We start from the raw sequence: 25,712 nt of genomic DNA, 5'->3' as shown, positions 1-25,712 counted from the left end.
TAGAAGAGTAATTCGATTGGGGGAATTGTATTGGACTATTTCAGAATGAGTTCTGTTTTCGTTGAAAACTATAAAGAGCTAACAAAAAAAGAGTTTGAGGAACAAGTAGAAAAAATCGCTTTTGGGTTTGTAAGAGATATTACACTACCGCCAATCAAATTCTATTCGAGTGGTTCAATAGGCTTTTGTAAAGGTAATGTTGTGATTAAAGACAATGAAATGGAGTTCATTCCTGGTGAACTAGGGTTTAAAGAAACCTTGCTCGATGGAAAAACTTATTCGCTTAATCAAATTAATGAGGTCATCATACATGAACTCGCCCATCTAATCGCCAATCAAGTACATAGGACAGATTGTGGTCACGACGAAAGGTTCATGAAGATAGTTGAATTAATGGAAGGAAATCAGAGTGAATATCTCAGCTTAACTTCTATAGACATAAATCTAAATATTGAACCAACAAGTAAACAACCCTCGTATTTTAATTTTCTGTGTAGCAAATGCGATACCCTATTATATTCAACAAACAGTAGCGGCAATGGTTTATTCAAGTACTTTCTTTTTGTACAAGATGAGCATCCATTGCCATTAGTGCTTGGCACTTTTGAAGATACGAGAAGCAAATGTTGCAACGCTAAAATAGATTTTTCGTTTAAATACAGTACTTTAAATCGTGCATTAAGAAAAGATGATGAAACAAAATATTACGCTGATAAAATAGACGACTTCATTGATAATTTAAAAGCTCTTTAGTTCAGAAAGAACATCTTTAATGGGTAGATCCTCCGTTTTAATAGTAATTAAGTGATTTTTATTTTACTTTAATTTTATTTTATTTTGTTACCACGATGCCTTTAGGATATAAATCACAGTGAAAAGGGTGGGATTAAAATGATTCAAATAATTGATATGAACCATTTCGAGGAGCTAAAGAAAAGTGGGGTAGGTTTTATTGCGATAACAGATAAAAATTTAGCGAAAAACTGCGTACACCATGTTACTTGTCACGAAGTAAATGGAAGATACTTTAACCAGAAAGTTGTGGTTAATAAAGGGAAAAACGGTTCTTATTTGTACACAAATGATGCAAATGAGGCACTAAATACTCTAGATAAAATGACCAAATGCCAAAAATGTTTTTAGTCTGAGGTGAAATGCCATTGAAAGCTGGGAGAAAACCAGAAGGTAAAAAAGAGCCTTTATTTTTTAATTTCAATTTAAGCCCGTACACAAGAAAACAATATACCAAGATTTACGATGTGTTATTAACAAACCATTCTAACATATTTCAAAATACGTATGAGCTTCTGTTCAAAAGTACGAATACGGTAGCTGATGAGTATAGGAAAGAGGCAGAGGATTTATTCTGGGATTTATACAGTGAGGATATCGACTATTCTGATTACATGGAGTCTGTTGAGGAATTCACTGCACAACGATTGGATGAACAATTCTTAATGCATTATCAATTTGAGCTTATGTCTCTAAGCAATCTATATCAAGTATTTGAGCAGCAACTAAGGAAATGGTTATTTGAAGAAATGACAAATCATCATAATGAATATTTGAATCAAGTAGAATTCATTTTACGGGACGACAAAAATGAAGATACTTTTCATGAGTTTTACGGTAATTTCCGTGTGATAAATAACCTTCTCACTGAACTAGCCTTCACTTTTGAGGACTTTTTTGAAGGTGAAGTAATAATTGTTAAGTCCGATATCTGGAGAAGAATTCGAGAATGTAATCTTTTGTCTAATACCTATAAACACGGGAGTGGGAAGGCAGCAAGTGCACTTTATAAGATCAAACCAGAGTATTTTAAATCAATTACCAATACCAAACTGATGGACATGTATCGTACGACAAATTTAGAACGAGTGCTAGATATTGAAAAAATATCTTTCGAAAAATATTGTATGGCAATGAAAGAGTTTTGGGAACAAACGAGGGAATATCAAAGTGGCGTTGTAAAAATGGAAGTAACTGACGGTAAATAATCTTTATTTATACAGGTATGAGGGGCAAAGGAGAAAAATATGAATGAGAAGTATATTGAAGTTTTTCACGATTTAAAGATATTGATTAAAGAAAGTGATGAGGATTATAAGAGTAGTCAATATAGTTCTTACAATAATTATATCGATGATTACAACATGATTGTACAAAGGCTGGATGAACTTAATTATCCTCAACATATCGAATTTATCAATGATGTACCAGAAGGACAAAAAGCAGAATTTGGTGTTGGAACTAAAGAAGAAATTGCGAAACATAAAGAAGTAATATTTAAAGCACAAAAGTTGTTGCATAGGGTAGAAGCAATTATTAGTCCGATTAATAACAGGAATGATTCAATGGAACAGCTTCAAATATTATTCTCGAATTTTCATAAAGTCGCAAGGCAACTGAGAAACAGGTACGATAACAGACCTACTCTGGATGTTAACGATGAATATGATGTACAAGATTTACTACATAGCCTATTAAAGCTTCATTTTGAAGATGTGCGGGTGGAAGAGTGGACACCAAGTTATGCTGGTGGATCTAAAAGAATGGATTTCCTCTTGAAGAATGAAAAAACAGTTATAGAGGTGAAAAAGACACGTAATAATCTTGCTGATAAAAAGATAGGGGAGCAACTATTAATTGATATAGAAACATACAAGATGCATACTGATTGCAACAACTTAGTGTGTTTTGTTTATGATCCTGAAGGCAGGATTGGAAACCCGATAGGACTAGAAAACGACCTGAGCAGTCAATCAAGAGAAAACTTAAGTGTAAAGGTTTTTATTTTTCCAAAATAACAGCGAGTTAGGTGAGGTTTATGACAAAGGGATTTGAAAGTATCAGTTCGTATATTAAGACATATTTGTCCCATTCAGAAGTATTTGGTTATAAAGCATCTTTTGCAGAAATTAAACAGGACATCAGGAGTATAGACCTAGATGAAGCGTTATTAATACTTTCGCAATTTACGGTTTTGGATAAGAAATCAAAAGAAAAAATGAAAGAAAACTTAAAGCAATTTGTTATCGATAAAGAACTTGTTGATAGTTTTGAGATTTTTGATGTAAGCAACTTAATGTACACAATGAAATGGTTTATTGCGTATGGAACTAGAAACTCTTTTTATAGCTTTAATAATAAGCATAGTAAGCCATTTAATGTTTTTCTGACTGTGTTAAAGGTGACAGATGCCATGATTAACAACATCGATAATAGTAATGATGTACAAGGTATCGTCCTCAAAGAATCATTATTCCTAAGAAACACAGAAATAGATCGATCATTACTACGTCAACACATTATGTTTCAAGAAATTGCAAAAAAGAAAGAGCTTTTCCAAGCTAAGGACTATATAGATATACATAAAATATATGAAGAGAAATATGGATATTCCATTTCAGAGTATGTATCAACAATATTCGCATTAAATACTCAGTGTATTAAAGGGCGGGCAATCGAGGAGATTATTCAAGAGAGAGAATGGGGAATAGACCCTATTAAGTTTTTTGACAAGATTAAAATTAAAGATAAAGCAATTTCTATTTACGATAGTGTCAGTATAGATCCACTTGAATTACGGGAATGGGCAAGAGAGACGATAAACAATCCTTATGATTTTGAAAAATTATTAGTGAGCCCGATATTCATATATAATAACTTAGCCTATCCATGCTCTCCAGGAAATATGAATGCCGTTATATTCGATGGATTGTTCTTTAAAATTAGAAATTGTTTTGGCTCGAGAGATATTTCCTTTTTTGACTTTTTCGGTAAGCTGTTCGAGTTGTATGTTTCAGATTTACTAAAAGTAGCAGTAGAGAATTCACAAATAGATAACTACGATTTTATAGATGAATTTTCGTTTGGAAAAAACATGAGTGATCGCTCTTCTGATGCTTATATTCTCCTAGGAAAATCATTATTAGTCGTTGAATGCAAGAGTGGGAGGATTAGGAGAGAAACAAAGCTTGAAGCAGACGAAAAAACAACGGACGAAGATTTTAAGAAGTATGCTATTGAGCCAGTAAAACAAGCAAATAAAGCATATACAGAGATTGTTAAAAATGATAAAGAGAGGTTTAAAGGAGCTAATAAAGTAACCATATTATCTGTTTCGTTACAATCTTTTCCTCGTTTGCCGAACTATAATGAGTCATTTTACGATAGTGAGTGGCGGAAGGAATTACATCCAACTGTTAAACAATGTGACTACATTGGTTTAGGGGATATTGAACTAATTGCTTATATTATAGAAAAGTTTGATATGTCAATTTTCAGGTTTATTCAAACTAAAATTTCGACCGACAATTATATACCTTACGCTAATTATTTTTACAAAAAATATGGAGAGATAAGACGACTGGAAAGCCATAATGAAAAATTAAAAGAAGTTTTTATGGATATTACAAATACATTGGGGTTTGAAAAATAGATTAGAAATGACAATAAGATCAGTTGGTTTATTTAAAGTAAATCAACTGATCTTAAATTCACAAACTAAGAAATAGTATGGAACGTTTTATAAATATTTACTATCCAATTTTTCTAGTTCTAGATTTAAATGACTATCAATATCAGGGTGACTTAACTGAAACTCTTTCATTGCAGCAATAAACCTCATTGGTACTTTAAAACCGAGTTTATTTAGAACTTCATGCGTGGCATGCGGACCTGTACCTAAATATCCAGAACTACACCCAGTTAGATGTAATTCATCTCCATTAGAATCTGTAAGTATTAAATACTTCCCAAATGATTCAAGGGCGAGTCTGATGCCGTCTTTTGAATCGGGGTTTAATGACGCATTTTCTTTATCGAAATTACTTACTTCAGCATATTTAAAACTCCCAAAACCATCTTTTACTAATTCAAACAGTTTTAAACTATAACGAGAAATGCCGTTTTCCCCTGTGAAATTCCTAATAATACGATAGCTTTCTCCAGATTTACTTTTTATATGAAAACATTCATATCGCAATTCTTCAGATGTCATTATTATAGGCTTAATTTTCTTCATATTCTCCCCCCTTATATTTACCTAGTTTAAAGATAGTCCTAAAGGTAAATGTTTAGAACAAATTTCCAGATGTAAGTTAGATGATGCTGGAAATAATTGTCCTACTCCTAGAAAAATGAAATAGGATATATTGCAGGACAAATTAACTAGGGGAGAGTTGTGTATATGGAAAACTATATTAAACTCAGTTTGGGAACCTTTTGCTCCACCGTCTTTGGTGTGGCTACGATCTATTTGGAGGGCTATATGAAGGAAACTGAAGTAGGAGATTTATTACATTTGCTTTCATTCATACTCTTATTTCTTACAATAATAATCACAGCTGGAACAGGTAAGATGTATTTGAAATCTAGGCACTACTTTAACGGACTAAATAATATGTTGTGCGTTTTTGTGGGAATATTCCATTTTGTAGCATTGCTCTTATTTGTAGTCGCAATACTAAAGATTCAAGTAGGTCAATATTGGTTGGCGGCTTTAATATTTATTGTGCTTTTCTCTATATACAGCTTTAATAAGCAAAAGAATAATGAAGTAAGAGAATAAGAACTGATTGATAAAGTGCTCTGGACAAAAAATTTGTCTGGAGTATTTTTGATTTGAAGAACTTTATTGGGGGGAATGCTTGACCGAGGACTAAGGTTAAATTTTTGTTCAATTAGTTACGTTATCTCAAACTTATGATGAGTCCTACTTTACGGAATCTCAGAGATTGTGAACACAATTCATTCATTCTCAAACTATTGGAAAAGTCGTCTCAAACAATTTGGAAAGAGGTGTAGATATTGGAAGGCGTGGGAGAGTTGTGTGTCTCGTACTTGGAGAAGGGTTACATTGGAATTCGGTGTCACTCCTCAAGAACTCGAACAAACGCTGATAGCCATTTCTGCACAGAGGCTGGTGGAGCTGAAGTGTCCATTTTGTATGGAGGAATGCACAACATTCTGCAGGAAATATCGCACACACCGGCTGGCGAGTGTACATGAGCTGCTCTACGGGAAAGAGCTTGGAAAGGTCATGAAGGAATGCAATGGGGCGGAAGTGGATCTGACATACCCGACACTGAAACAAGTAATCAAAAAGGGGATTGCTCTCGGGTTTATCAAACAAAGCGAATATGAGAGATGGGTCTTTGATGGAATGGAGAAATAAAGGGTGGAATCTGAAAGAGCAGGAGGAATTTCTCCTGCGCATCGGTGATCTGTATGTAAATGGATATGCGCTCCTTGAAGCCATCGAGTTGATGTGCATCCATTATGAGGGGGACAAAAAGGCTGATTTGAAACTTGCCATCAATGAATTGAAGAACGGTTATGGCATACACAAGGTATTGGAGATGCTTCAATTTCATCAGGATGTTTTATCCCTGCTCTTCTTCTCCCAGCGACACGGCAATCTTGGTGAGGCTTTTCGGTCTGCCGGGCAGATGTTGAAAAGGAAAAGGTATTACAAACAAAAACTGCATACGCTGATACGCTACCCGATATTCCTGATGGTTATGGTCATGCTGATGCTATTTTTCGTTCAAACGGTATTGCTGCCTCAATTTACTCTGTTATTTCAACAAATGAACATATCGATAAATAAAAGCATTCAATTATTCTTCACCATAACAAGCAAACTTCCACTTCTTCTGCTTTTCCTTGGTTTTCTGGCTGCAGTTCTACTGATCCTCATAAAAACCTATGCAAATTCCGTCCATCCTATCAAAAAAATCTCCTGGATAATGAAAATCCCGATACTCAGAACGTTTCTGACTCTTCACTACTCCCATTACTTTTCTCAACAACTAAGCAGTCTGCTCGCCAGTGGCATGACCATCAATGATGCCATCGGTGTGTTCGAGCAGCAAACATATAACCTATATTTCAAGTACAGGGCAACCGAATACAGGGAGAGGCTGTTGGAGGGGGAAAAACTGGAGAAGGTTGCAGGAACGGAAATGGTATTCGATAAGGGTCTTGCTCCGACCATATTACATGGACAGAAGAATGGAAGGCTGCCGCGGGAGCTTGAGGACTTCAGTGGACTTTTGCTGGATAAGCTGCAAAGAAAAATGGAAAGTGCCCTCGGGAAGATACAGCCTTGTCTTTTCCTGGCTATCGGCTTGTTCGTGCTAGTGCTATATCTTTGTATTTTTATTCCGATGTTTCAATTATTAGGAGGGTTATAAATGAAAAATCCATTCAAAAATGAACAAGGATTTACACTGGTGGAAATGCTCTTGGTCATGCTGGTCATCACGGTCCTACTATTGATCATGCTGCCGAATGTAACGAAGAATTCCAGTTTGATCGGAGACAAGGGCTGTGATGCACTGGTAAAGATGGTGGAAGCTCAGATGCAAGCCTATCGCTTGGAAAATGACAGGGAAGTAACAGACCTTCAGCTTTTGAATACCCCGGATTATCTAGAAGATAAATTTGCAGATGATGATGTCCTATATTGTCCCAATGACAAGGTGATTAGTCTAACGGCTGATGGAGTGGAAGCCATTGATGCACCGGAAACACCGTAACGGGGGCCATGAACAAGGATTTACATTGGTGGAGTCACTCCTGGTACTTTCCTTGGTATCTGTCATTCTATCTTTTACTATCCTGAAAATAGCTCAGATCGAAGAAAAACATGTAACAAAAAACTTTTTCAGCCAGCTTACCAACGATCTTTTATTCGCCCAGCAGTATGCAATGAGTACAAAAAGATCGGTAGCCATCACTTTCAGTACGAGCAACCATTATTACAGGATCACCCAAGGGTCGGGCAATGAACTCTTAAAAAGGACCTATCATGAGGACATCAGGGTCGATCCAAGAACGATGGGCACCTTATTGATATTTCACACATCCGGTAGCATTCAGAAATCCGGGATGATGGGAATTTCATATAAGGAGCAGGAAAACTATCGTTTAGTTTTCCAACTGGGAAAGGGCAGGTTCTATGTGGAGGCAATCTAGGGGGTTCACCTTATTGGAGGTGCTTGCTGCACTCGTGGTTTGGATGATGATAATGACACTCTTGCTGCCGGGGCTTGTAATGATCAATCAAGAAAGAAGCAGCTTTAAACATGACCGGACTGCCAGACAACTTCTTACAAAAGAATTGGAAAAAGTAAGAGAGAGTGGCGATGTGTTTATAGGGAAGGAAATTGAAAGTAATGGAATCAGTTTCCGTTTTCAAAAATCAGAGGAGAACGGCATTCCAGCTATATGCGCCGTCTATCTTGATTATAGAAAAAGGGAAGAAAGAAGGTGTGTATATTGGGATGACGAAGCGGGATGAAAAAGGATTCACGCTTATGGAGGTTCTGGTCAGTTTTTCGGTTGTTCTGATGATCACTGCTTTTCTCCCTATTCTGTTCCAGGCAGTCCACACATTTATGAAAGAGGAAAAAGGAATTCATCCTCTTGAACTCGAGGTATTCACCCAGCAGGCAAAAAACGAGATACGGACAGCAAAATCGGTTACATCAACAGGAAAAATACTGACAATCAGGAATGCGAACAATCAAAATGTCACCTACGAGAAATATCAGGGGAACATCAGGAGGAGGGTTAATGGTACAGGTCATGAAATCTTGCTGCAGAATATAAAGGATGTGGTGTTTGTGCAGGAAAGAAACGGAGCGACCATTTATATCACAGGTGCCGGGGAGGATTTTTATAAGGTTGGCATTTATGCGATTTTGAAGGATTGGCCAGCGGGTGAATGAAAGGGAAAAGGGATATATATTCCCGGTAACACTCCTCCTATCCTTATTTCTATCTTCCGTGCTTCTGCACCAAATAGAGCTATACCGTTTGGAAAAAGCATTTTATACAGAGTCCGGGGAGCTATTCGAACTAGAGAGCATGATGAGATATACCTGGGTGAAGGTGGAGGAGGAATTAGTGGTGGGCAGTTTTCCGCCTCAGTACCATATCGATTTTCCAAACGGTAATGCAGTCATTACCTCAATCGACCAATACCCTGTGAAACAGATCAAGATAGTTTGTACCACTGCAAAAGGCCGGAAATATGAAGCAAGCATTCAATATGATATGAACAGTGATCAAGTAATATCCTGGGTGGATAACTGATGAATTGGGCATATGCCTACACCAAAGCACTGCTTTCATCATATAAATGTACCGTGTGATAAAGGAGGTATCTGTCAAGGTGAACCAAGGTCAAAACGGAATGCCGATTCAATATATGCTTGTAGAGCCATTTGTGTATCAAACGTTGATGAGTATCAAAGGCAGTACGGTCGTGGTCGAAACATCCCGCGGGTCGATCAGGGGGATATTACGGGATGTAAAGCCTGATCATATCGTTCTATTTGAAGGAGATTCAAGCTTCTTTGTTCGCTCAGCAGAGATTATATGGGTCATGCCTGACTAATAAATGGAGGTGTTTAACCGTTTGATAAAATAGGTTAAGCACCTTTTATAGTGGAGAAATCCGCAGCATTTTCCTATAATGGAGTGAATGGCTGGAATGAAAAGAGGGAGTTTGATGAAGAGTATTTACCTTACCGGCTTCATGGGAGCGGGAAAAACCTCGATTGGACATGCTTTGGGAGAGAAGCTTGGTCTATCTGTGTTTGATACGGATTCTTTGATAGAGGATAAAGCTGAGAAAAACATCAGTAAGTTTTTCGAAGTATATGGTGAAGCGGAATTTCGCAGGTTGGAGAAGGAAGTATTGCAGGGTTTGCCAGTGACCGATTCCATAATCATGACAGGCGGAGGAATCATTAAAACAGCAGAAAATATCTCCTGGATGAAAGAAAAAGGTTTGATGATATTCTTATACTGTGACATGGAAATCGTACTTCAAAGACTCGCACATGACATCACCAGGCCGCTGATTCAGCAAAAAAGCAAAGAGGAGATCACCGCCCTATTTTCCGAGAGGCTCCCTTTATACCAAAAGGCCCATATCACGCTGGATACGAGTTCTCTGAGTGTTGGTGAAGCAGCTCTGAAATTGGTCGATGAGATTAAAAGTTGGCATTCGGGTCAACACTAATAGGTAAAGAAACCTAATGGTGGTGAACCCAGTTGAAGACAAATGATTATGTCAAATATGTGACCCAGCAATTGGTAACCTATATGGATCAGCCAAAAGAAGTGAAAAAGGCGCAGCGCAACCAGCGGAAGCTTGAACGGTCACCTGTCGTTTATCAGCTCTTTGGAGTAATCCCTTTTGCAATCATGATGTTGTTTAAAAAGAAAAAAATGTAAAGGTTCGAAAGGGACAAAAGTATTGCATGTTTTTAGGCTTTTATGCTACAATCTCTTCGGACAGTTAGAAGCAATCAATTACATATCTATGCAAATGCTTTCAAATGAAGCATAGGAACTTTACGTGTTACTGATACGATCAGGCATGAGTGAAGAGGTTTTGATCAATACTAAGGGAGAAAGTTGAACCCTTCTTTAAATGATCAATCTTCTTTCTCATGCCTTTTTTGATTTTCCAGATGCTCAGTGGTTAGCTGCTACATCAACAGGGTATAGGGAAAATGAAATGGGAAGTTCTTTGTGTATTGAGAGTTTCTAGAAGTTCCTTGAAGCAGATTTTCAACAAATTAAAGGGTATGGTTGCTTTTTTGTTGAAAACAATATGAGGAACCATGTACATTAGGTACTATCAATAAAATAAAACATACTTAAAGGAGTTCGATTACAATGGCAGAAAAAACATTCAAAGTAACAGCAGATTCAGGGATCCACGCACGTCCGGCTACTCAATTGGTGCAAACAGCAGGGAAATTCGATGCAGAAGTAAACCTTGAGTATAACGGAAAATCCGTTAACCTGAAATCCATCATGGGCGTCATGTCCCTTGGAATTCCACAAGGAGCGGAAATCAAGATTGTTGCAGAAGGTTCTGATGAGAGCGAGGCAATTTCTGCTATTGAAGAAACTTTGAAATCAGAAGGGTTAGGGGAATAATGTCAAACACGATCCAAGGTATACCTGCTTCTAGCGGTATTGCCATTGCGAAAGCATATCGTCTGGAAAACCCGGAATTGACTGTGGAGAAAAAGACGATTGACAATGCCCAAGCGGAAGTGGAAAGATTCGAAAAAGCGGTAGAAACCTCCAAGAATGAATTGGAAAAGATCAAGGAGCATGCACATCGCGAACTGGGAGCGGACAAAGCGGAGATCTTCTCTGCTCACCTGCTTGTATTAAGTGATCCTGAGCTTTTGAATCCCATCAAGGATAGAATCAAAAGTGACAGTGTAAATGCTGAAGTTGCCCTAGATGAAACGGCAGGCATGTTCATCAACATGTTTGAACAGATGGATAATGAATACATGAAGGAGCGTGCGGCGGATATCCGCGACGTGACCAAACGTGTCCTTGCGCACCTGCTTGGTGTAGGCGTATCCAATCCCAGCCTTATTTCAGAAGAAGTGATCATCATTGCAGAGGACCTTACTCCTTCAGATACAGCTCAATTGAACCGTCAATATGTCAAAGCTTTTACAACAGATATCGGCGGACGTACATCCCATTCTGCGATCATGGCGCGTTCCATGGAAATTCCTGCGGTAGTGGGAACGAAAAATGTTACGGAAACCATTCAGAACGACACCATGGTGATAGTCGATGGCCTGGATGGCGTAGTAATTGTTGATCCGACAGACGACGAAATTGCTACATACACCGAAAAGCAGAAAAAGCATGAAGAGCAAAAGAAGGAATGGGCAAAGCTTGTCAATGAGAAGAGTCTTTCTTCAGACGGACAGGAAGTGGAGCTTGCTGCCAACATCGGTACCCCTAAAGATGTGAAGGGTGTCCTTGCAAATGGCGGGGAAGGCGTCGGTCTATACCGTACAGAGTTCCTCTATATGGGCAGAACTGAGCTTCCTACCGAAGAAGAGCAATTCAAGGCCTATAAAGAAGTATTGGAAAGCATGGAAGGTAAGCCTGTCGTAGTGCGCACACTTGACATCGGTGGGGACAAAGAGCTTCCTTACCTGAACCTGCCTAAGGAAATGAATCCATTCCTTGGCTTCCGTGCCATCCGCCTTTGCCTTGAGGAGCAGGATATCTTCCGCACGCAGCTTCGTGCACTATTGCGTGCAAGCACATACGGAAACCTGAAAATCATGTTCCTGATGATTGCCACCCTTGCGGAATTCCGCGAAGCGAAGGCTATCCTTGAAGAAGAAAAAGCGGCGTTGGTGAAGAACGGTACGGAAGTGAACGAAAATATCGAGCTTGGTATCATGGTGGAAATCCCATCAACTGCCGTCTTGGCTGATATCTTTGCTAAGGAAGTCGATTTCTTCAGTATCGGTACGAATGATCTCATTCAATATACAATGGCTGCAGATCGTATGAACGAGCAGGTATCTTACCTGTATCAACCATACAATCCTGCAATCCTTCGCTTGATCGATAATGTGATCCAGGCTGCGCACAAAAACGGTAAATGGGCCGGTATGTGTGGAGAAATGGCAGGGGACCCTATCGCGATCCCGATCCTGCTTGGACTTGGACTTGACGAGTTCAGCATGAGTGCGACAAGCATCCTTCCTGCACGTACACAATTAAGAGGCATCTCTAAAGAAGAAGCAGCTTCCTACAGAGAAGAAATCCTCTCCATGGGCACGGCAGAAGAAGTGGTCGAGTTTGTGAAAGAGAAATTCATGAAGTAATGATAGATGTAAAGCCAATCCCTTTTGATGAGGGGTTGGCTTTTTCTGTGTGCGCTATTTTGTTATCTGGTAAGAAAAGAGGGGAATCGTACCGTGCCAGTGGAGAAAAAGTGAGGGGGACGGTAAGGAAGGAGTGAATCGTTTCATGTTACACGTTACGTAACTGAATAATTTAGCCGTTTCCACTAATACTACTAAATACTACCATTAAAAAAGAGGGAAGGGACAGCCATGATATTTTCTCGCTTGCAGATATCCTTTGTCGTGATTTTGTTTATTGGGATATCCAATCATGTTCTGATGTTGCCGCACCTTCTCTATGTAGCAAAGCGCGATGCTTGGGTATGTGTGTTAATAGGTTACTTTATCCTGCTGTTGTGGGGATCCATCCTTTATTTGGTCATGTCAAAAAATAAACAAAATATGAAGCTTGCGGCATGGATATCTTTGAAAACAGGTAAAGTTATCTCGGGTATGATTATGATTGTCTTTTTCATCCACATTCTATTAATTGCCTTCATTTCTTTTTATGACTTCATCACTTCTATCAAAATATATTTCTTGCCATTAACTCCGCAATGGATCGTGGTACTGCCATTTTTGCTTTTATGTGTGTGGGGGGCAAGCTCCAATTTAAAGACCATTGTCTATAGTTCCACTTTCCTTTTGCCCATTGTTTGGCTTCTTGGTTATTTTGTGGCTTTTTCAACTATGTTTAATAAAGACTATTCGTATATTTTTCCAGTGTTGGTCAGTGGCGGTACCCCAATCATAAAAGGTGTAATTATCGTTTTAGGCGGGAGTGTCGATATTCTGCTGCTTTTATTGTTACAACCGTATATCAATAAACAATTTGCGTGGTGGCATATTCTTCTATTGGTCACCATCTTGCTTGGACTTGTTCTTGGGCCTGCACTCGGTTCTATTTCTGCATTTGGCCCTAATGTGGCATCTGTTCTACGTTTCCCAGCCTTTGAACAATGGCGTTTAGTAGAATTGGGAGAACATGTCTCGCATTTGGACTTTTTGGCGGTTTTTCAACTGATATCTGGTGCGGTAATAAGGGTGGCGTTATGTTTGTACTTTCTTAAAGATATAGGGATGAAAAATAAGGTGTTCAAGATGTCGGTGTTTTGGACTTCTGCTTCCATATTATTTTTGGCTGGAGTGTTGCCTATAAGTGATATTTGGATGCAAACAGCTATTGGAAAGTATTTTTATCCAGCATTACTCTCAATCGGAGTGTTTCTTACTTGCATATTGGTTGTTATCGGTTTTATACCTCAAAAGGTGAAGGGGACGAAGAGTATATGAATGTCCAAAAACAAGATGAAGCCAATCTGGAGAAATTAGATGAGAAATTAAAGAAGCAATTGCTGACCAGTAAAAGCATTGAAGCCTTTTTCAAAAATCATGCAGATGTACATTTCTTGCCTTTGGATGAAAAGTATGGTGGAATTTCTTCCTTTTACTGTGCTGGAATGATAGAAATCAATCAGGTTAATGATTATTTCCATTCTATTCTTGAATACTTGAATAAGGGAGACAGTTCGTTTGGGGCAAAGGACTTTCCGCCAATAGATAAAATATTCTCCTTCAGTGACCTGGTTGATAAAGTTTTTTCGGGCTACCTAATTTTCTATCAGGAAGGACAGCCTTACTTCCATGGTTTTGAACTATCCAAAATTCCGCAAAGAGAGCCTTCCGAGTCGAATACGGAGGTATCCATCAAAGGACCAAAGGATGGGTTTACAGAAGAAATAAATATCAATGTTTCACTTATCAGGAAAAGACTGAAATCATCTGAGTTGCACAATGAACATTTTGTGTTGGGAACATTGAGCAAAACAAATGTTTCATTGATGTATATTGATCATAAAGTGAACAAAGAAATGCTGAGTGAGGTGCGGAGTCGTCTAGAAAAATTAAAAACGGAAAGTGTGATAAGCAGCGGACAATTGGAGCAATGGTTATGCAATAGGACATTTTCTTTATTTCCTTTATTTGACTATATAGGTCGCCCCGACTTTGCTGCCGAATGTTTATTAAGAGGAAGGTTTATTATTATTGTAGATGGTTCACCAATGGTTCTTATCGGTCCAAATAATGTTTTTGTACTTTTAAAGTCACCGGAGGATATTCATTATCCATATCACACTGTCGCTTTCCAACGTTTTTTTCGTATTATCGGATTTACGATAGCAGTAATGCTTCCTGGATTCTGGATTGCAATATCAGCTGTAAATATCGACCAACTTCCCTTTCTCTTATTAAATACAGTTGCTGCATCCAGAAAAGGTCTGCCTTTTCCTTTAGCACTGGAGGCATTCTTCATTTTGGGGCTCTTTGAGCTGCTAAGAGAAGCGGGAATCCGCATGCCAAAGGCAGTCGGACAGACAGTGGCTATAGTAGGTGGACTCATCATAGGGGATGCAGCAATACGTGCAGGTCTAGCCTCAGCAACAATGATTGTAGTCGTGGCACTTACAGCTGTTGCCACCTTCACACTTGTGAATCAATCTTTAACTGGTACAGTGAGTATATTAAGGATATACATTATGCTATTAAGTGTTTTTTTAGGAATTTACGGGGTATTTATCGGGCTGTTTAGTGTGTTATTTTATATGGCTCGGTTGGAGTCCTTTAAGGTTGGGTATCTGGAGCCCGTTTCCAAGCTGAGTTTCAAAGAATTCCTTTCAGCATTAATAGTAAATCCATTTATCAACCGTAAATTCACAGCACCGATGATCGAGAAAGAGAGCGAAAAGGAATGAAGTTTCAAAAAAAGTTTTATAAATGCACAATGGTTATTCTCCTGTTATTAATCCTTGTGAGCTGCTCAGATATAAAAGAAATACAAAAAATGAGTTATGTAACAGCAATAGGGGTGGATTTTAAAGATGATGAATATGTTGGATACATTCAATTGATCAGCTTTCAATCGGAGGCCAAAAATGGGGGTGGTAAACCTTCTGTCTGGGTTTCGGAAACAAAAGGGGAAACTTTCGATGAAGCACTTTCCGAGGTATACAACACTGCACAACAGAAGCTAATATGGGCTCATGTCAATACAATCCTAGTGAGTGATGCAGCCCTGAAAGAAGGCTTTCATCATATTTTTGACGTCTTAACAAGGTACTATGAGCTTCGTTTAACAACTTGGATATTTGGTACCAATGATCCAATCAAAGAAGTGTTCTCCACAACAAGCTTCTTTGATCAAACTGCTTTAGAGACAATAATTCATCAACCAATAGGTACCTTTGAACAGAACTCCTCCATTAGGCCTTTGAAGCTTCAACAATTTGCTAGGGAACTATTTGAACCTGCCCTTACCACCTACCTACCATCAGTGAGTATAAACAAGCATGACTGGGTAAACAATTTGAAAGCGGATGCGAAACTCGAGATAGATGGTGCTTTCTTTATGAAGAATAAAGAATATAAAGGCTACTATTCCTTGACTGATCTAAAAGGTTTAAGATGGGTTTCCAAAGAAACGGAAAGAGCAGGAATTCAAATTTATGATGAAAAGGATATACCTGACTTCAATATAGTATTTGAAGAGAATGACGTGGAAATAGAACCATTAACGGAAAAAAGTACTGGAAACACCCAATTTAATGTTCATCTGAGAATAAAAGGGGTCATGGCGGACCGTGACGAAAATAATATTACTAATCTTAATGAAATGGAAGTCCACGTCCGAGATGCAATAAAAAAAGAGATTAGAGATTTATTTAATTTGGGAGTTGAGACAGGGACGGATTTTCTTCGATTAGAACATATTTTGTACCGGAAGAAACATAAGACGTGGAAGAATTTGGCCTCTAGCAGTGGATCTGATTTCTTAAAGGAAGATTTATTAAATGACGTAAAATTGGATATTACTCTCCTGCATACCGGTGCGATAAAAAACCGTACAATAAAAATTGAAGATATGGAATAGTATAGAGCCCATCAACCAGCTTTTACATTTTTCACCTTGGAATTCCAACCTATGATACAATTAGACCATTCGTAAATAGGAGGGAAAAACCGGTGCTACAAGAAAAATTAACTAAGTATGCAGAATTGGCAGTGAAAGTTGGAATAAACCTGCAGGAAAATCAGGGACTAGTCATCAATGCCCCTATTTCAGCTGCTCCCTTTGTGCGTGAAGTGGCGAAGATTGCTTACAGGTTAGGTGCGAAGTTTGTACATACAGATTGGAATGACGAGGAGCTTACAAAAATTAAGTTTGAATTGGCTTCAGAAGAAACACTGAAAGATGTCCAGGACTGGATCGTGCAGGGTCGTGAAAAGATGGCGGAAGATGGAGCGGCATTTTTGACCGTTGTCGCATCCAATCCTGATCTTCTTAAAGCGGTGGATCCAGAGCGTGTTTCCATTGCAAACAAGGCCCAGGCGCAGGCTCTTCAGAAGTATCGTACCTATATCCAGACGGCAAAGGTGAGTTGGGCGGTTGTATCCGTACCATCAATCGAATGGGCAGCCAAGCTGTATCCGGGTTTTTCAGCGGAAGAACAGGTTGCACGCCTCTGGGAGAACATTTTTGCTGTAACAAGAATCAATGAAGAAGACCCTGTCGGTGCATGGGAAACACATATTAAATCATTGCAGGACAAACTTGCGACCCTGAATACCGTGAAGTTTGACAAGCTTCACTACAAAGGACCGGGAACAGACCTGACAATCGAGCTGCCAAAAGAGCAGGTATGGCTTGGCGGAGGTATGAATAACGATAGCGGGACATATTTTGTGCCGAACCTGCCGACAGAGGAAGTCTTTACGCTGCCGGTAAAAACTGGCGTAAATGGCGTAGTCTCCTCGACAAAGCCTTTGAATCTGAATGGAAACCTAGTGGAAGACTTTACGCTCACTTTTAAAGATGGGGAAATTGTCGAGTTCACTGCCAAAGAAGGCAATGAGGTACTGAAAAAGCTTCTTGAAACAGATGAGGGTGCACGATACCTTGGAGAAGTGGCCCTTGTGCCCCATAGTTCCCCTGTTTCAAAACAGGACGTGATTTTCTACAATACCCTATTTGATGAAAATGCATCCTGTCATCTTGCGCTTGGGTCTGCCTATCCGATTTGCATAGAAGGTGGGGCATCCTTGACGAAGGAGCAGCTAGAAGCAAAAGGTGTGAATACGAGCATGGTTCACGTCGATTTCATGATCGGATCCGGTGAATTGACGATTCATGGAGAAAAGGCTGATGGATCAATGGTACTTGTACTTGAAAATGGTGAATGGGCGATTTGATCGAGCAAAAAAGTGGGATTCCGAAGGAGGAATCCCATTTTTTATGTTATGAGTGCTGTTTTTTTATAGATTGATTCGGGAAGCTCCGCGAGTTCGTGCGGAACAAGGTAGAGTTGATGCCGAACTGGATCGAGTTCGTGCCAAACGGTGGCAAGTTCGTGCCAAACTGCCCAAAGTTCATGCCAAGCCACTGAATTTTGCTAAGAGGAAAGGGATTGACATACATTCAGTAGAATAAGTATAAGTTAAAATATTTCTTAGAAAGAGGCTAAAATATGGGGAATGCCATCAAACTTCGCAAAATAGATGAATCAAACTGGAAAGAAGCGATCAACCTGAAGGTCGGCGCGGAGCAGGAGGAATACGTTGCTTCCAACGTTTACTCGCTTGCGCAATATCAATTTTTGAAAGACTTCAAGGCAATGGGAATCTACTCGGAAGAAGAGGATAGGATGATCGGGTTTGCCATGTATGGCATAGATCCCGATGACGGGAACTACTGGATTTACCGATTGATGGTGGATAAGGGGGAACAGGGACGAGGATTCGGAAAGCTGGCACTGCAATTGATCGTTGAAGATATAAAGGCGAATAATGACAAGGATATCCCGTGCATCATACTTGGCTTCCACCCTGAAAACCATATTGCCAAGGGCATTTATTTAAAAGGGGGCTTTGTGGAAACAGAAATGGCCCCGTGGGGAGAGCAGCTTGCCAGGTTGGAGTTAAAAAAAATGAGATAATTTCGTGCTATCCTGGATTAACAAACAAAATACAAATGGAGGAGTTTAATGGATGCCAAAGAAAAAAATACATATAATGATCATCCTGGCATTATTCATCAATGCCATGGCAATGTTATTGTTTGCCATTGATAATATTCAATTGAATAATCTCGGTCCCGGGATTACATTTACCCTCTTGACGATTGTACTATTTTCATTTGGGGTGTACAGTATCGTCCGCAATAAGAAAATAAAAGAAGCCGCCAAAAGGTAAACCTGTCATAAATGAGCAGAGAATGACAGGAAGGATACATAAGGAAGATTTAATATGTAGATAAGGAGGGTAAGGGTGATGACATGGGTAGATTCGATCCAAAGTGCCATTGAGTATATGGAAGAACATTTGCTTGAAGATATTACTATTGAAGATATTGCGAAGGAAGCGAATATATCTGTCTTTCATTTTCAGCGGAGCTTTACCATTCTTACTGATACGTCAGTGGGGGAGTACCTTCGGCGCAGAAGATTGACACTGGCGGGAAAGGAGCTTCTGACCACAGATCAAAGAGTGATCGATCTTGCCTATAAGTACGGCTACGATACCCCCGAGGCTTTTACGAAAGCTTTCCGCAGACAGCATGGTGCGACACCAAGCGATATACGGAAGCGAACTGGAAAGCTGCAATCTTATAACCGCCTGGTGATTCAGGTGACATTGAAAGGGGCAGAACCGATGAAGTATAGTGTAGTGGAAAAAGAAGCATTTCGTATTGTTGGAGTAAAAAGAGAGTTTTCTTGTATTGGAGAAGAAAACCAGAAAGGCATCCCAAAGCTGTGGGATGAAGTGAATGGGAACGGAACATGTGACCGCCTTTTTGAATTGAATGATGGGGTTGTAAAGGGGGTCCTTGGAGTCTGTGATGGTTCGAGTGAAGAAAAGCGAAGAAACAAGGTGATGGATTATTGGGTAGCGGCGTCTTTCGACGGGGAAGTGCCAAGTGGCATGGAAAGCATGGAGATCCCGGCATCCAAGTGGGTCGTGTTCGAAGTGCATGGACCGATGCCTGTTGCTATGCAAAATGCGTGGAAACAGATCTATAGCGAATGGTTCCCATCGAACCGCTATGAGCATGCCGGCACTCCGGAATTTGAATTGTACACAGCGGAAGATCCATCAAGTCCTGACCTTTATTCTGAAATATGGATACCAGTGAAGTAGAGGATGGGTCAAGAAACTACAAGCCCCTTCATAGTGGATGTATTGGAGCTGAGGGACACCTCCTTTCAGGTTGGCTACAAAACTGGATTAATATTAAAGGGGAAACCCGTTTTAACTGCTCTTGGCGGAATGGTGAAGCCGGAGATAGATATATTTTCGATGCAAGATATATTTTCAGCATATGCCCCTCATCTTTTAGAAGAACTTCAAGGCCTTGCCGAAGCGTTGAATCTATCGTTCGAAAAAGCAGCTGCACTGCTGAGCGGTTATGATTTGCCGAAAGTCGATGCGATGGGCTGTTCAGCAATACTGACAAAAGACTATTATGTACGGAATTATGATTTTTCCTCTATTCTTTATGATGGTATCTTCAGCATGATACAAGCAAAGGGAAGCTACTCCTCGGCTGGTTATAATCTCCAGGCTATCGGCAGGCATGATGGAGTTAATGAGCACGGCCTGGTTGCAGGTCTTCATTTTGTCAGCAATGAGGGTCATACAAAAGGCCTTTGTGCGTGGTCGTCCTTACGGATTGTGCTTGATACCTGCTCTTCGTTGGAAGAAGCGGTGCATCTCTTGAAAGAGATACCACATGCAGCTTGCTACAATTTTTCCATAAGTGATGGATCTGGTAACCTGGCTGTTGTGGAGGCAGGGCCGGAGAGAGTGTTGGTAAGGACCGATGAGGAGTATTTAACATGCGTGAATCATTTCCAGCATGATGACCTCTCCGAGAAAAATCGTCCTCAGCTGGACGGTTCGAAAAAGCGTGATCTGGAAATGCATCGCCTTCAAAAAAAAGGGATGAGCCATGAAGACATGGCCGCGTATTTCGCGAATAGGAATAGCCCGTTATTCTTCAAAGACTATTCAGACTTGTTTGGAACGTTGCACACCTTTTCTTATTCCTGGAGCAATAAAAGATTGATCACCTCTGTTGCACAGAGCAACGATGCTTTGGATATAGATTTTGGTGATTGGGTACGAGGTACAAATATTGATAGAAAGCAGCTTTATGGGATGATAGAAGAAAATGCATCAGAATCTTAAAGTAACAGTGGACCTCCTGGTTGTGGAGGTCCACTTTTTTTATTATCACTTCACTTAACAAACTCCCTCTGTTGTCAAAGCTCGTGTTTCTATTTATAAACAGGACAATATAAGAGTAGTCGATGATCTTTTTGTTTCCTATAAAGAACAAAATGGTTGTAAATATCTGTTATAACCATTTATAATGTTCTTAAGAGAGAACAAGTGAGGTGTGATATGATGAAGCGGATTTTTTTTCTATTGGTCGTCCTGAACCTTTTTGATGCCTTGGCGACTTTTTTTGGCTTAAGGCTGAACCTGATAGAAGAGGCAAACCCCGTCATGTCAAGCCTTTATCAAAGGGACCCCTATCTCTTTCTCATGGTGAAAGGCATTTTCTCCATGATGCTGATTTTTCTCATAATATACAGAAAGCCCATAAAATCCTTATTGGTAAAATACCTGAGCTTTGCAGCACTCGCAGGCTACTGCATGATTGCCGGCATCCATATGATGTGGATCTTTCACTATTTGGCTTAATATTAAAGTTAGGTGCAAAATACATAGCATTGAAGAAAACTCAGCTCATCGGCTATTTTGTCATCCGCCCCACAGAAATGGCAGGTATGTCGCTACCTGCCATTCTTTATTTTGTCCATGAAGGACGGGGTCAAATAGAACAAACCTCCGTTGATGATGGATACGTGTATCTTCGGTTCGTATTGCTCCTGGAGCGCTTTTTTTTCGGTTTCATAGGAATCTGGCTTTTCCTCTTCGTCCTCGTAGAAATGATTTAATAGTTGAAGGTCCTCGTCCCAGCGCTTTCGTGCCTCTTCAGCCCATTCGTGATCCTCACTCGCAATGAATCCCTGTACATAGTGCTCGAGTCTGGATAATCCGCTCACAGGCTTTATGATGGGGCTCATCGTAAAACAGAAGTCTGGTATCTTCGGCGTGACCTGTGTCCGATTCAGCAAGTCCTGGAATCCCTCCACGATACTCCCTGAGATAAGATGGATGCCGAGCGATTTAATGACATCTTTTTTGCGATCACATTGATAGCTGATTTTCACATTTACGTTCAGCCATGGGTGAAGGGGAAGATGGCTCGTGCTAGGGGGGACCCTGACATCTTCGTATAACCGGATATACCCAGCCAGACTCTTGGTCGACTCGAAAATTTGATGCAGCCTAGGTGAACCAAAATGGACGTTGTCTCCTTTCAGGTCATCTGGTGCTTCATTGTTGTCCGTAATCAGTGTGAGCTTCATTGGATTTGGGACACCGCCGGTTTTCTCGAGATAGTGCCAGTAAAAGGGCCTGTTCATCAGCTCCTTATCCATATCGATCGTAAGCTGTACTGCCAGGTGGCTATTGGTGTTTTCAATGATATTACAGCCATTTGCATTGAAATAACGTTCCAGAAACCTATGAATTTCCTGCTGCTGCATGTGGCTCCTCCTCTTTTCTCATACTATCTGCAAACTCTATGACAGAAGACAGATTCTCCATCTTGATCTTCATTTCACCCTCAGACTTGGAATGTAGCATGATATCCTGGATATGCTCCTCCAGATTCTTGATTTCAAGCTTGGTGAGGATATCATCCAGCTCCCCGATCACCCGTTCGAATAGATTGATTTTTTCATACAACAATTTCAGGATATGTTCTTCGACTGTATGTTGAGTCGCGAAATTATAGATATGCACGTCACGCTCCTGCCCGAGGCGATGGATACGCCCGATTCGCTGCTCAAGCCTCATCGGATTCCAAGGGAGGTCATAGTTGATGATATTGTTGCAGAATTGCAGGTTTATCCCTTCGCCACCTGCTTCTGTTGCAATCAGCACCTGAGTGTGATTTTTGAAGAGTTCCTTCATCCAATCCTTTTTACCTCTTTTAAAGCCTCCACGGAAGGGAACCGACGTGATCCCGTTCTGTTTCAAAAACCATTGCAGATACATCTGGGTGGCTCGATATTCCGTGAAAATGATGACCTTGTCATTGACCTTCCGGATAAGCTCCAACACTTTTTCGGCTTTGGAATTCCTCGTGACAAGGTCGATTTTTTGGAAGATATCCAGCAAGCCAGGGGACGGGATATAATCCGGGTTTTCCTGCTGTTTCCTTTCAATCATATTTTTGACCGTATAGTAGACCGCTTCCCTGCTGCTGCATGCCTCCCGCTGTAAGGTCATGATCGAAAACTGGCTTGTGATGGCTACACTAGGATCGTGACGCAATCGGTTGATGGAATCGTAGAGGTTCTGTTCCTCCTCGGAAAATTCGATGATACAAGACTCCACCACCCGTTTTGGCCATTCTATCCCTGTATCGCCGCGACGATTCCGGATCATCACTTTATTGACAAGCTCCTTCAGGTATTCATCGTTTTCAAGCTTCCGGTCCTTAGCCCGGAATACTTCCTCAAAATTGCTGAGGCTCCCGAGATGTCCGGGTTTCAAGAGCGAAACGAGATTGAAAATTTCTTCCACTTTGTTTTGGATCGGTGTGGCAGTAAGCAGGAGACAGAATTTCTTTTTCAGATTCTGGACAAATTCATAGTTTTTCGTTTTGTTATTTTTCAGTTTATGAGCTTCATCAATGATGACCATATCGTATTCAAGGCTGTTGATGATTTCACGGTGCGGGCTGCGTTTTGCAGTATCGATTGAAGATACGACCACATCGCACTGCTCCCAAACATAGCTTTTCTTTTGGGCTATCGCCGGTATGTAGAACTTTTGATAGAGTTCCATCGACCATTGGGAGACAAGGGATGCCGGTACAAGGATCAAGACCTTCTTGACCAGTCCGCGGATCATGTATTCTTTCAGGATCAGCCCTGCTTCAATCGTTTTTCCGAGTCCCACTTCGTCAGCAAGTATCGCTTTCCCGTTCATCTCTTCCACCACATTGCGTGCCACCTCAAGCTGATGGGGAAGCGGCGTCAGTTGCGGCAGGTGGGAAGGGGCAAGCAACCCTTCGAACTCAGGGATGCCAAGATGATTTTCCACTTCCAGTGCCAACTTAAATAATTCATAATTCGCCCATGGACCGTCGTCATCCATCCGTTTTAACAGCTCTTCCTGCCAACTCTTGTCAAATAATATCTCTACATTCATGCATGAGCATCCTTTCTGAATTATCCAATTTTTAGTGGTTGAAAAATAGGCAACGTTTTCATTAGCAAATTTTGATAATCTAAGTAATGAAAGACGAACAATTAGCTATATAAAAATAATAATGAACCATGTTTTTGTATTGCCAGAAAGCTTTCTCTAATGGTAGGATAATAGTGAGCTTTGAAAGGTTGATTTACCTAAAAAAATGGTGATGAAGAAAGCTGGCATTCAATCTTTCTTTTATTGTTACCAATTACCAGTAAAATTATATATTCGCGAATGAGAACAAGGGGAGAGACTGCCGGAAGTTTGGCAGCGCCGAAGGAGCAAACAAGGGATCTTGTGAATCTCTCAGGCAAAAAGACTCTTGTTTGACGCATCTCTGGAGAGCGTTCAACTTATGATGAACCACCAAAGGGGAAAGCCTTACATAAGGTAAACTTTCAGGTGCCAAGGACAGAGGAACTCTAACATAAAAGGAGTTTCTCTGTCCTTTTTTTGGGAAAAAGCATTTTTAGTAGGCTAACAATCTTTTATCAGGGTAGAGGAGGAGAAGATTTTGACAGAATTAAAAAGAACTCCGTTGTTTGAAGTCTATAAAGATCATGGTGCAAAAACCATCGACTTTGGTGGTTGGGATTTGCCGGTGCAATTCTCGAGCATTAAAGAGGAGCATGAAGCGGTACGTACAAAAGCAGGCTTATTTGATGTTTCCCATATGGGGGAAATCGAAGTGAAAGGAAAAGACAGCCTTCCTTATCTGCAAAAAATGATGACCAACGATGTTTCCAAGCTGAAGGATGGCGGAGCACAATATACTGCCATGTGCTATGAGAACGGCGGTACAGTCGATGATCTGCTTGTCTACAAGAAAGCTGACGAGGATTATCTGCTGGTGGTCAATGCCTCCAATATCGAGAAGGACTTTGACTGGCTTACAAGCAAAGTGACCGAAGAAGTGACTGTGACTAATGTCTCGGATTCAATTGCACAATTGGCGATCCAAGGTCCGTTGGCAGAGGAATCCCTTCAAAAACTGACAAGTACAGACTTATCACAAATCAAATTTTTTAAATTTAATGAAAATGTAGAAATAAACGGCATACCTGCCTTGGTTTCACGCACAGGATATACCGGCGAAGATGGCTTTGAAATTTACTGTGCAAGTGAAGATGCGGTGGAGCTATGGAATGCGATCCTTAAGGATGAAAACGTGATACCGTGCGGACTTGGTGCACGCGATACACTCCGTTTTGAAGCAAACCTTGCATTATACGGCCAGGAGCTATCCAAGGACATCACCCCTCTAGAGGCTGGAATCGGCTTTGCCGTGAAGGTGAACAAGGAAGAGGATTTCTTCGGAAAAGAAGTATTGAAGGATCAGAAGGAAAACGGCGTACCACGCAAGCTTGTGGGGATCGAAATGATAGACAAAGGCATCCCGCGTCATGGATATGAAGTATTTGTAGGAGAGGAACAGATCGGGGAAGTGACGACCGGTACCCAGTCACCTACATTAAAGAAAAACATTGGTCTTGCCTTATTGAACAAAGAATTCACAGAGCTTGAGACGGAAGTGGAAGTTCAGGTCCGTAAAAAGCGCCTAAAAGCCAAAGTTGTCAAAACACCATTTTATCAACGTCCAAAAAACTGAGT

Annotated in this window: 31 protein-coding genes and 1 riboswitch; of the genes, 28 read left to right on the top strand and 3 right to left on the bottom strand. The window is 40.3% G+C overall.

The features are described 5' to 3' along the window. The first annotated feature begins 30 nt into the window (after nt 1-30). The 5 genes from JOC95_RS09780 (at nt 31) to JOC95_RS09760 (ending at nt 4,444) form a co-directional block, all read left to right on the top strand. Complete coding sequence (locus JOC95_RS09780) at nt 31-753, top strand: SprT-like domain-containing protein (protein ID WP_204415652.1); 723 nt, start codon at nt 31-33, stop codon at nt 751-753. A 138-nt stretch (nt 754-891) separates the two neighbouring features. Beyond that, nucleotides 892-1,143, top strand: coding sequence for a hypothetical protein (locus JOC95_RS09775; protein WP_204415650.1), 252 nt, complete (start codon nt 892-894; stop codon nt 1,141-1,143). Nucleotides 1,144-1,160: 17 nt separating this feature from the next. Then, on the top strand, nt 1,161-2,000 hold the full coding sequence (locus JOC95_RS09770) for a hypothetical protein (RefSeq protein WP_204415648.1): 840 nt from the start codon (nt 1,161-1,163) through the stop codon (nt 1,998-2,000). 39 nt (nt 2,001-2,039) lie between these two features. Further along, nucleotides 2,040-2,810 carry a PD-(D/E)XK nuclease domain-containing protein gene (locus JOC95_RS09765; RefSeq protein WP_204415647.1) on the top strand — a complete coding sequence of 257 codons (771 nt, stop codon included), beginning with the start codon at nt 2,040-2,042 and terminating at the stop codon, nt 2,808-2,810. Nucleotides 2,811-2,830: 20 nt separating this feature from the next. Then, nucleotides 2,831-4,444 (top strand): hypothetical protein, encoded by a 1,614-nt coding sequence (locus JOC95_RS09760; RefSeq protein ID WP_204415646.1) that lies wholly within the window; start codon nt 2,831-2,833, stop codon nt 4,442-4,444. Between the two features lie 87 nt (nt 4,445-4,531). Here the strand turns inward: JOC95_RS09760 and JOC95_RS09755 are convergent, their stop codons facing one another. Beyond that, a complete protein-coding gene (locus tag JOC95_RS09755) occupies nt 4,532-5,029 on the bottom strand; it encodes a hypothetical protein (RefSeq protein WP_204415645.1) in 498 nt (165 codons plus the stop codon). A gap of 165 nt (nt 5,030-5,194) precedes the next feature. On the opposite strand from JOC95_RS09755, the gene JOC95_RS09750 reads away from it, so the two are divergent. From JOC95_RS09750 to JOC95_RS09645, 22 genes are all read left to right on the top strand, one after another. Further along, nucleotides 5,195-5,575: a hypothetical protein gene (locus JOC95_RS09750; RefSeq protein ID WP_204415644.1), complete on the top strand. Its 381-nt coding sequence runs from the start codon at nt 5,195-5,197 to the stop codon at nt 5,573-5,575. 261 nt (nt 5,576-5,836) lie between these two features. Beyond that, on the top strand, nt 5,837-6,181 hold the full coding sequence (locus JOC95_RS09745; RefSeq protein ID WP_204415643.1) for an ATPase, T2SS/T4P/T4SS family: 345 nt from the start codon (nt 5,837-5,839) through the stop codon (nt 6,179-6,181). Beyond that, nucleotides 6,165-7,202: a competence type IV pilus assembly protein ComGB gene (gene comGB / locus JOC95_RS09740; RefSeq protein ID WP_204415642.1), complete on the top strand. Its 1,038-nt coding sequence runs from the start codon at nt 6,165-6,167 to the stop codon at nt 7,200-7,202. The genes JOC95_RS09745 and comGB overlap by 17 nt, the downstream gene beginning before the upstream one ends. Continuing rightward, nucleotides 7,203-7,547 (top strand): competence type IV pilus major pilin ComGC, encoded by a 345-nt coding sequence (gene comGC / locus JOC95_RS09735; protein ID WP_204415640.1) that lies wholly within the window; start codon nt 7,203-7,205, stop codon nt 7,545-7,547. It begins immediately after the preceding gene. Continuing rightward, nucleotides 7,528-7,986: a competence type IV pilus minor pilin ComGD gene (comGD, locus tag JOC95_RS09730; protein ID WP_239582856.1), complete on the top strand. Its 459-nt coding sequence runs from the start codon at nt 7,528-7,530 to the stop codon at nt 7,984-7,986. Before comGC ends, comGD begins: the two co-directional genes overlap by 20 nt. Next, nucleotides 7,970-8,311 (top strand): prepilin-type N-terminal cleavage/methylation domain-containing protein, encoded by a 342-nt coding sequence (locus JOC95_RS09725; protein ID WP_275580544.1) that lies wholly within the window; start codon nt 7,970-7,972, stop codon nt 8,309-8,311. Before comGD ends, JOC95_RS09725 begins: the two co-directional genes overlap by 17 nt. Beyond that, nucleotides 8,295-8,741, top strand: a complete 447-nt coding sequence (gene comGF, locus JOC95_RS09720; protein WP_204416401.1) for a competence type IV pilus minor pilin ComGF — start codon at nt 8,295-8,297, stop codon at nt 8,739-8,741. Before JOC95_RS09725 ends, comGF begins: the two co-directional genes overlap by 17 nt. 88 nt (nt 8,742-8,829) lie before the next feature. Further along, a complete protein-coding gene (comGG, locus tag JOC95_RS09715; protein ID WP_204415637.1) occupies nt 8,830-9,108 on the top strand; it encodes a competence type IV pilus minor pilin ComGG in 279 nt (92 codons plus the stop codon). Between the two features lie 79 nt (nt 9,109-9,187). Then, complete coding sequence (locus JOC95_RS09710) at nt 9,188-9,412, top strand: YuzF family protein (protein ID WP_318245837.1); 225 nt, start codon at nt 9,188-9,190, stop codon at nt 9,410-9,412. Nucleotides 9,413-9,526: 114 nt separating this feature from the next. Beyond that, nucleotides 9,527-10,042: a shikimate kinase gene (locus JOC95_RS09705; RefSeq protein ID WP_204415636.1), complete on the top strand. Its 516-nt coding sequence runs from the start codon at nt 9,527-9,529 to the stop codon at nt 10,040-10,042. Between the two features lie 32 nt (nt 10,043-10,074). Then, a complete protein-coding gene (locus JOC95_RS09700) occupies nt 10,075-10,257 on the top strand; it encodes a YqzE family protein (protein WP_204415635.1) in 183 nt (60 codons plus the stop codon). 447 nt (nt 10,258-10,704) lie between these two features. Further along, nucleotides 10,705-10,971 (top strand): phosphocarrier protein HPr, encoded by a 267-nt coding sequence (locus tag JOC95_RS09695; protein WP_204415634.1) that lies wholly within the window; start codon nt 10,705-10,707, stop codon nt 10,969-10,971. After that, complete coding sequence (gene ptsP / locus JOC95_RS09690; RefSeq protein ID WP_204415633.1) at nt 10,971-12,689, top strand: phosphoenolpyruvate--protein phosphotransferase; 1,719 nt, start codon at nt 10,971-10,973, stop codon at nt 12,687-12,689. The genes JOC95_RS09695 and ptsP overlap by 1 nt, the downstream gene beginning before the upstream one ends. Nucleotides 12,690-12,920: 231 nt before the next feature. Then, nucleotides 12,921-14,003, top strand: coding sequence for an endospore germination permease (locus JOC95_RS09685; protein ID WP_204415632.1), 1,083 nt, complete (start codon nt 12,921-12,923; stop codon nt 14,001-14,003). Then, complete coding sequence (locus tag JOC95_RS09680; protein WP_204415630.1) at nt 14,000-15,463, top strand: spore germination protein; 1,464 nt, start codon at nt 14,000-14,002, stop codon at nt 15,461-15,463. Before JOC95_RS09685 ends, JOC95_RS09680 begins: the two co-directional genes overlap by 4 nt. Further along, nucleotides 15,460-16,638, top strand: coding sequence for a Ger(x)C family spore germination protein (locus tag JOC95_RS09675; RefSeq protein WP_204415628.1), 1,179 nt, complete (start codon nt 15,460-15,462; stop codon nt 16,636-16,638). Before JOC95_RS09680 ends, JOC95_RS09675 begins: the two co-directional genes overlap by 4 nt. A gap of 92 nt (nt 16,639-16,730) precedes the next feature. Continuing rightward, nucleotides 16,731-17,957 carry an aminopeptidase gene (locus JOC95_RS09670; protein ID WP_204415626.1) on the top strand — a complete coding sequence of 409 codons (1,227 nt, stop codon included), beginning with the start codon at nt 16,731-16,733 and terminating at the stop codon, nt 17,955-17,957. Between the two features lie 275 nt (nt 17,958-18,232). Next, nucleotides 18,233-18,700 (top strand): GNAT family N-acetyltransferase, encoded by a 468-nt coding sequence (locus JOC95_RS09665; RefSeq protein WP_204415624.1) that lies wholly within the window; start codon nt 18,233-18,235, stop codon nt 18,698-18,700. Between the two features lie 52 nt (nt 18,701-18,752). Then, entirely contained in the window at nt 18,753-18,956 is a 204-nt protein-coding gene (locus tag JOC95_RS09660; protein ID WP_204415622.1) for a hypothetical protein, read from the top strand. 78 nt (nt 18,957-19,034) lie between these two features. Then, entirely contained in the window at nt 19,035-19,901 is an 867-nt protein-coding gene (locus tag JOC95_RS09655; protein ID WP_204415619.1) for an AraC family transcriptional regulator, read from the top strand. A 3-nt stretch (nt 19,902-19,904) separates the two neighbouring features. Beyond that, the gene (locus tag JOC95_RS09650) at nt 19,905-20,951 is read left to right on the top strand and encodes a C45 family autoproteolytic acyltransferase/hydrolase (RefSeq protein ID WP_204415617.1); all 1,047 of its coding nucleotides are present in this window, start codon (nt 19,905-19,907) and stop codon (nt 20,949-20,951) included. A 216-nt stretch (nt 20,952-21,167) separates the two neighbouring features. Further along, nucleotides 21,168-21,470, top strand: a complete 303-nt coding sequence (locus JOC95_RS09645; RefSeq protein ID WP_204415615.1) for a DUF5658 family protein — start codon at nt 21,168-21,170, stop codon at nt 21,468-21,470. Nucleotides 21,471-21,562: 92 nt separating this feature from the next. Here JOC95_RS09645 and JOC95_RS09640 read toward each other — a convergent pair whose 3' ends face one another. Together JOC95_RS09640 and JOC95_RS09635 are read right to left on the bottom strand one after the other, a co-directional pair. Continuing rightward, nucleotides 21,563-22,381 carry a YqhG family protein gene (locus JOC95_RS09640; RefSeq protein WP_204415613.1) on the bottom strand — a complete coding sequence of 273 codons (819 nt, stop codon included), beginning with the start codon at nt 22,379-22,381 and terminating at the stop codon, nt 21,563-21,565. Next, nucleotides 22,359-24,056, bottom strand: a complete 1,698-nt coding sequence (locus JOC95_RS09635) for a DEAD/DEAH box helicase (protein ID WP_204415611.1) — start codon at nt 24,054-24,056, stop codon at nt 22,359-22,361. The genes JOC95_RS09640 and JOC95_RS09635 overlap by 23 nt, the downstream gene beginning before the upstream one ends. Nucleotides 24,057-24,335: 279 nt before the next feature. After that, nucleotides 24,336-24,433: riboswitch (glycine riboswitch) on the top strand. Nucleotides 24,434-24,615: 182 nt separating this feature from the next. On the opposite strand from JOC95_RS09635, the gene gcvT reads away from it, so the two are divergent. Next, a complete protein-coding gene (gene gcvT, locus JOC95_RS09630; RefSeq protein ID WP_204415609.1) occupies nt 24,616-25,710 on the top strand; it encodes a glycine cleavage system aminomethyltransferase GcvT in 1,095 nt (364 codons plus the stop codon). Nucleotides 25,711-25,712: the final 2 nt, after the last annotated feature.

Origin of the sequence: Sutcliffiella tianshenii (assembly GCF_016908565.1) — a bacterium.
Taxonomy (GTDB): Bacteria; Bacillota; Bacilli; order Bacillales; family Bacillaceae_I; genus Sutcliffiella_A; species Sutcliffiella_A tianshenii.
This window is presented reverse-complemented; position numbering and strand designations above follow the sequence as displayed.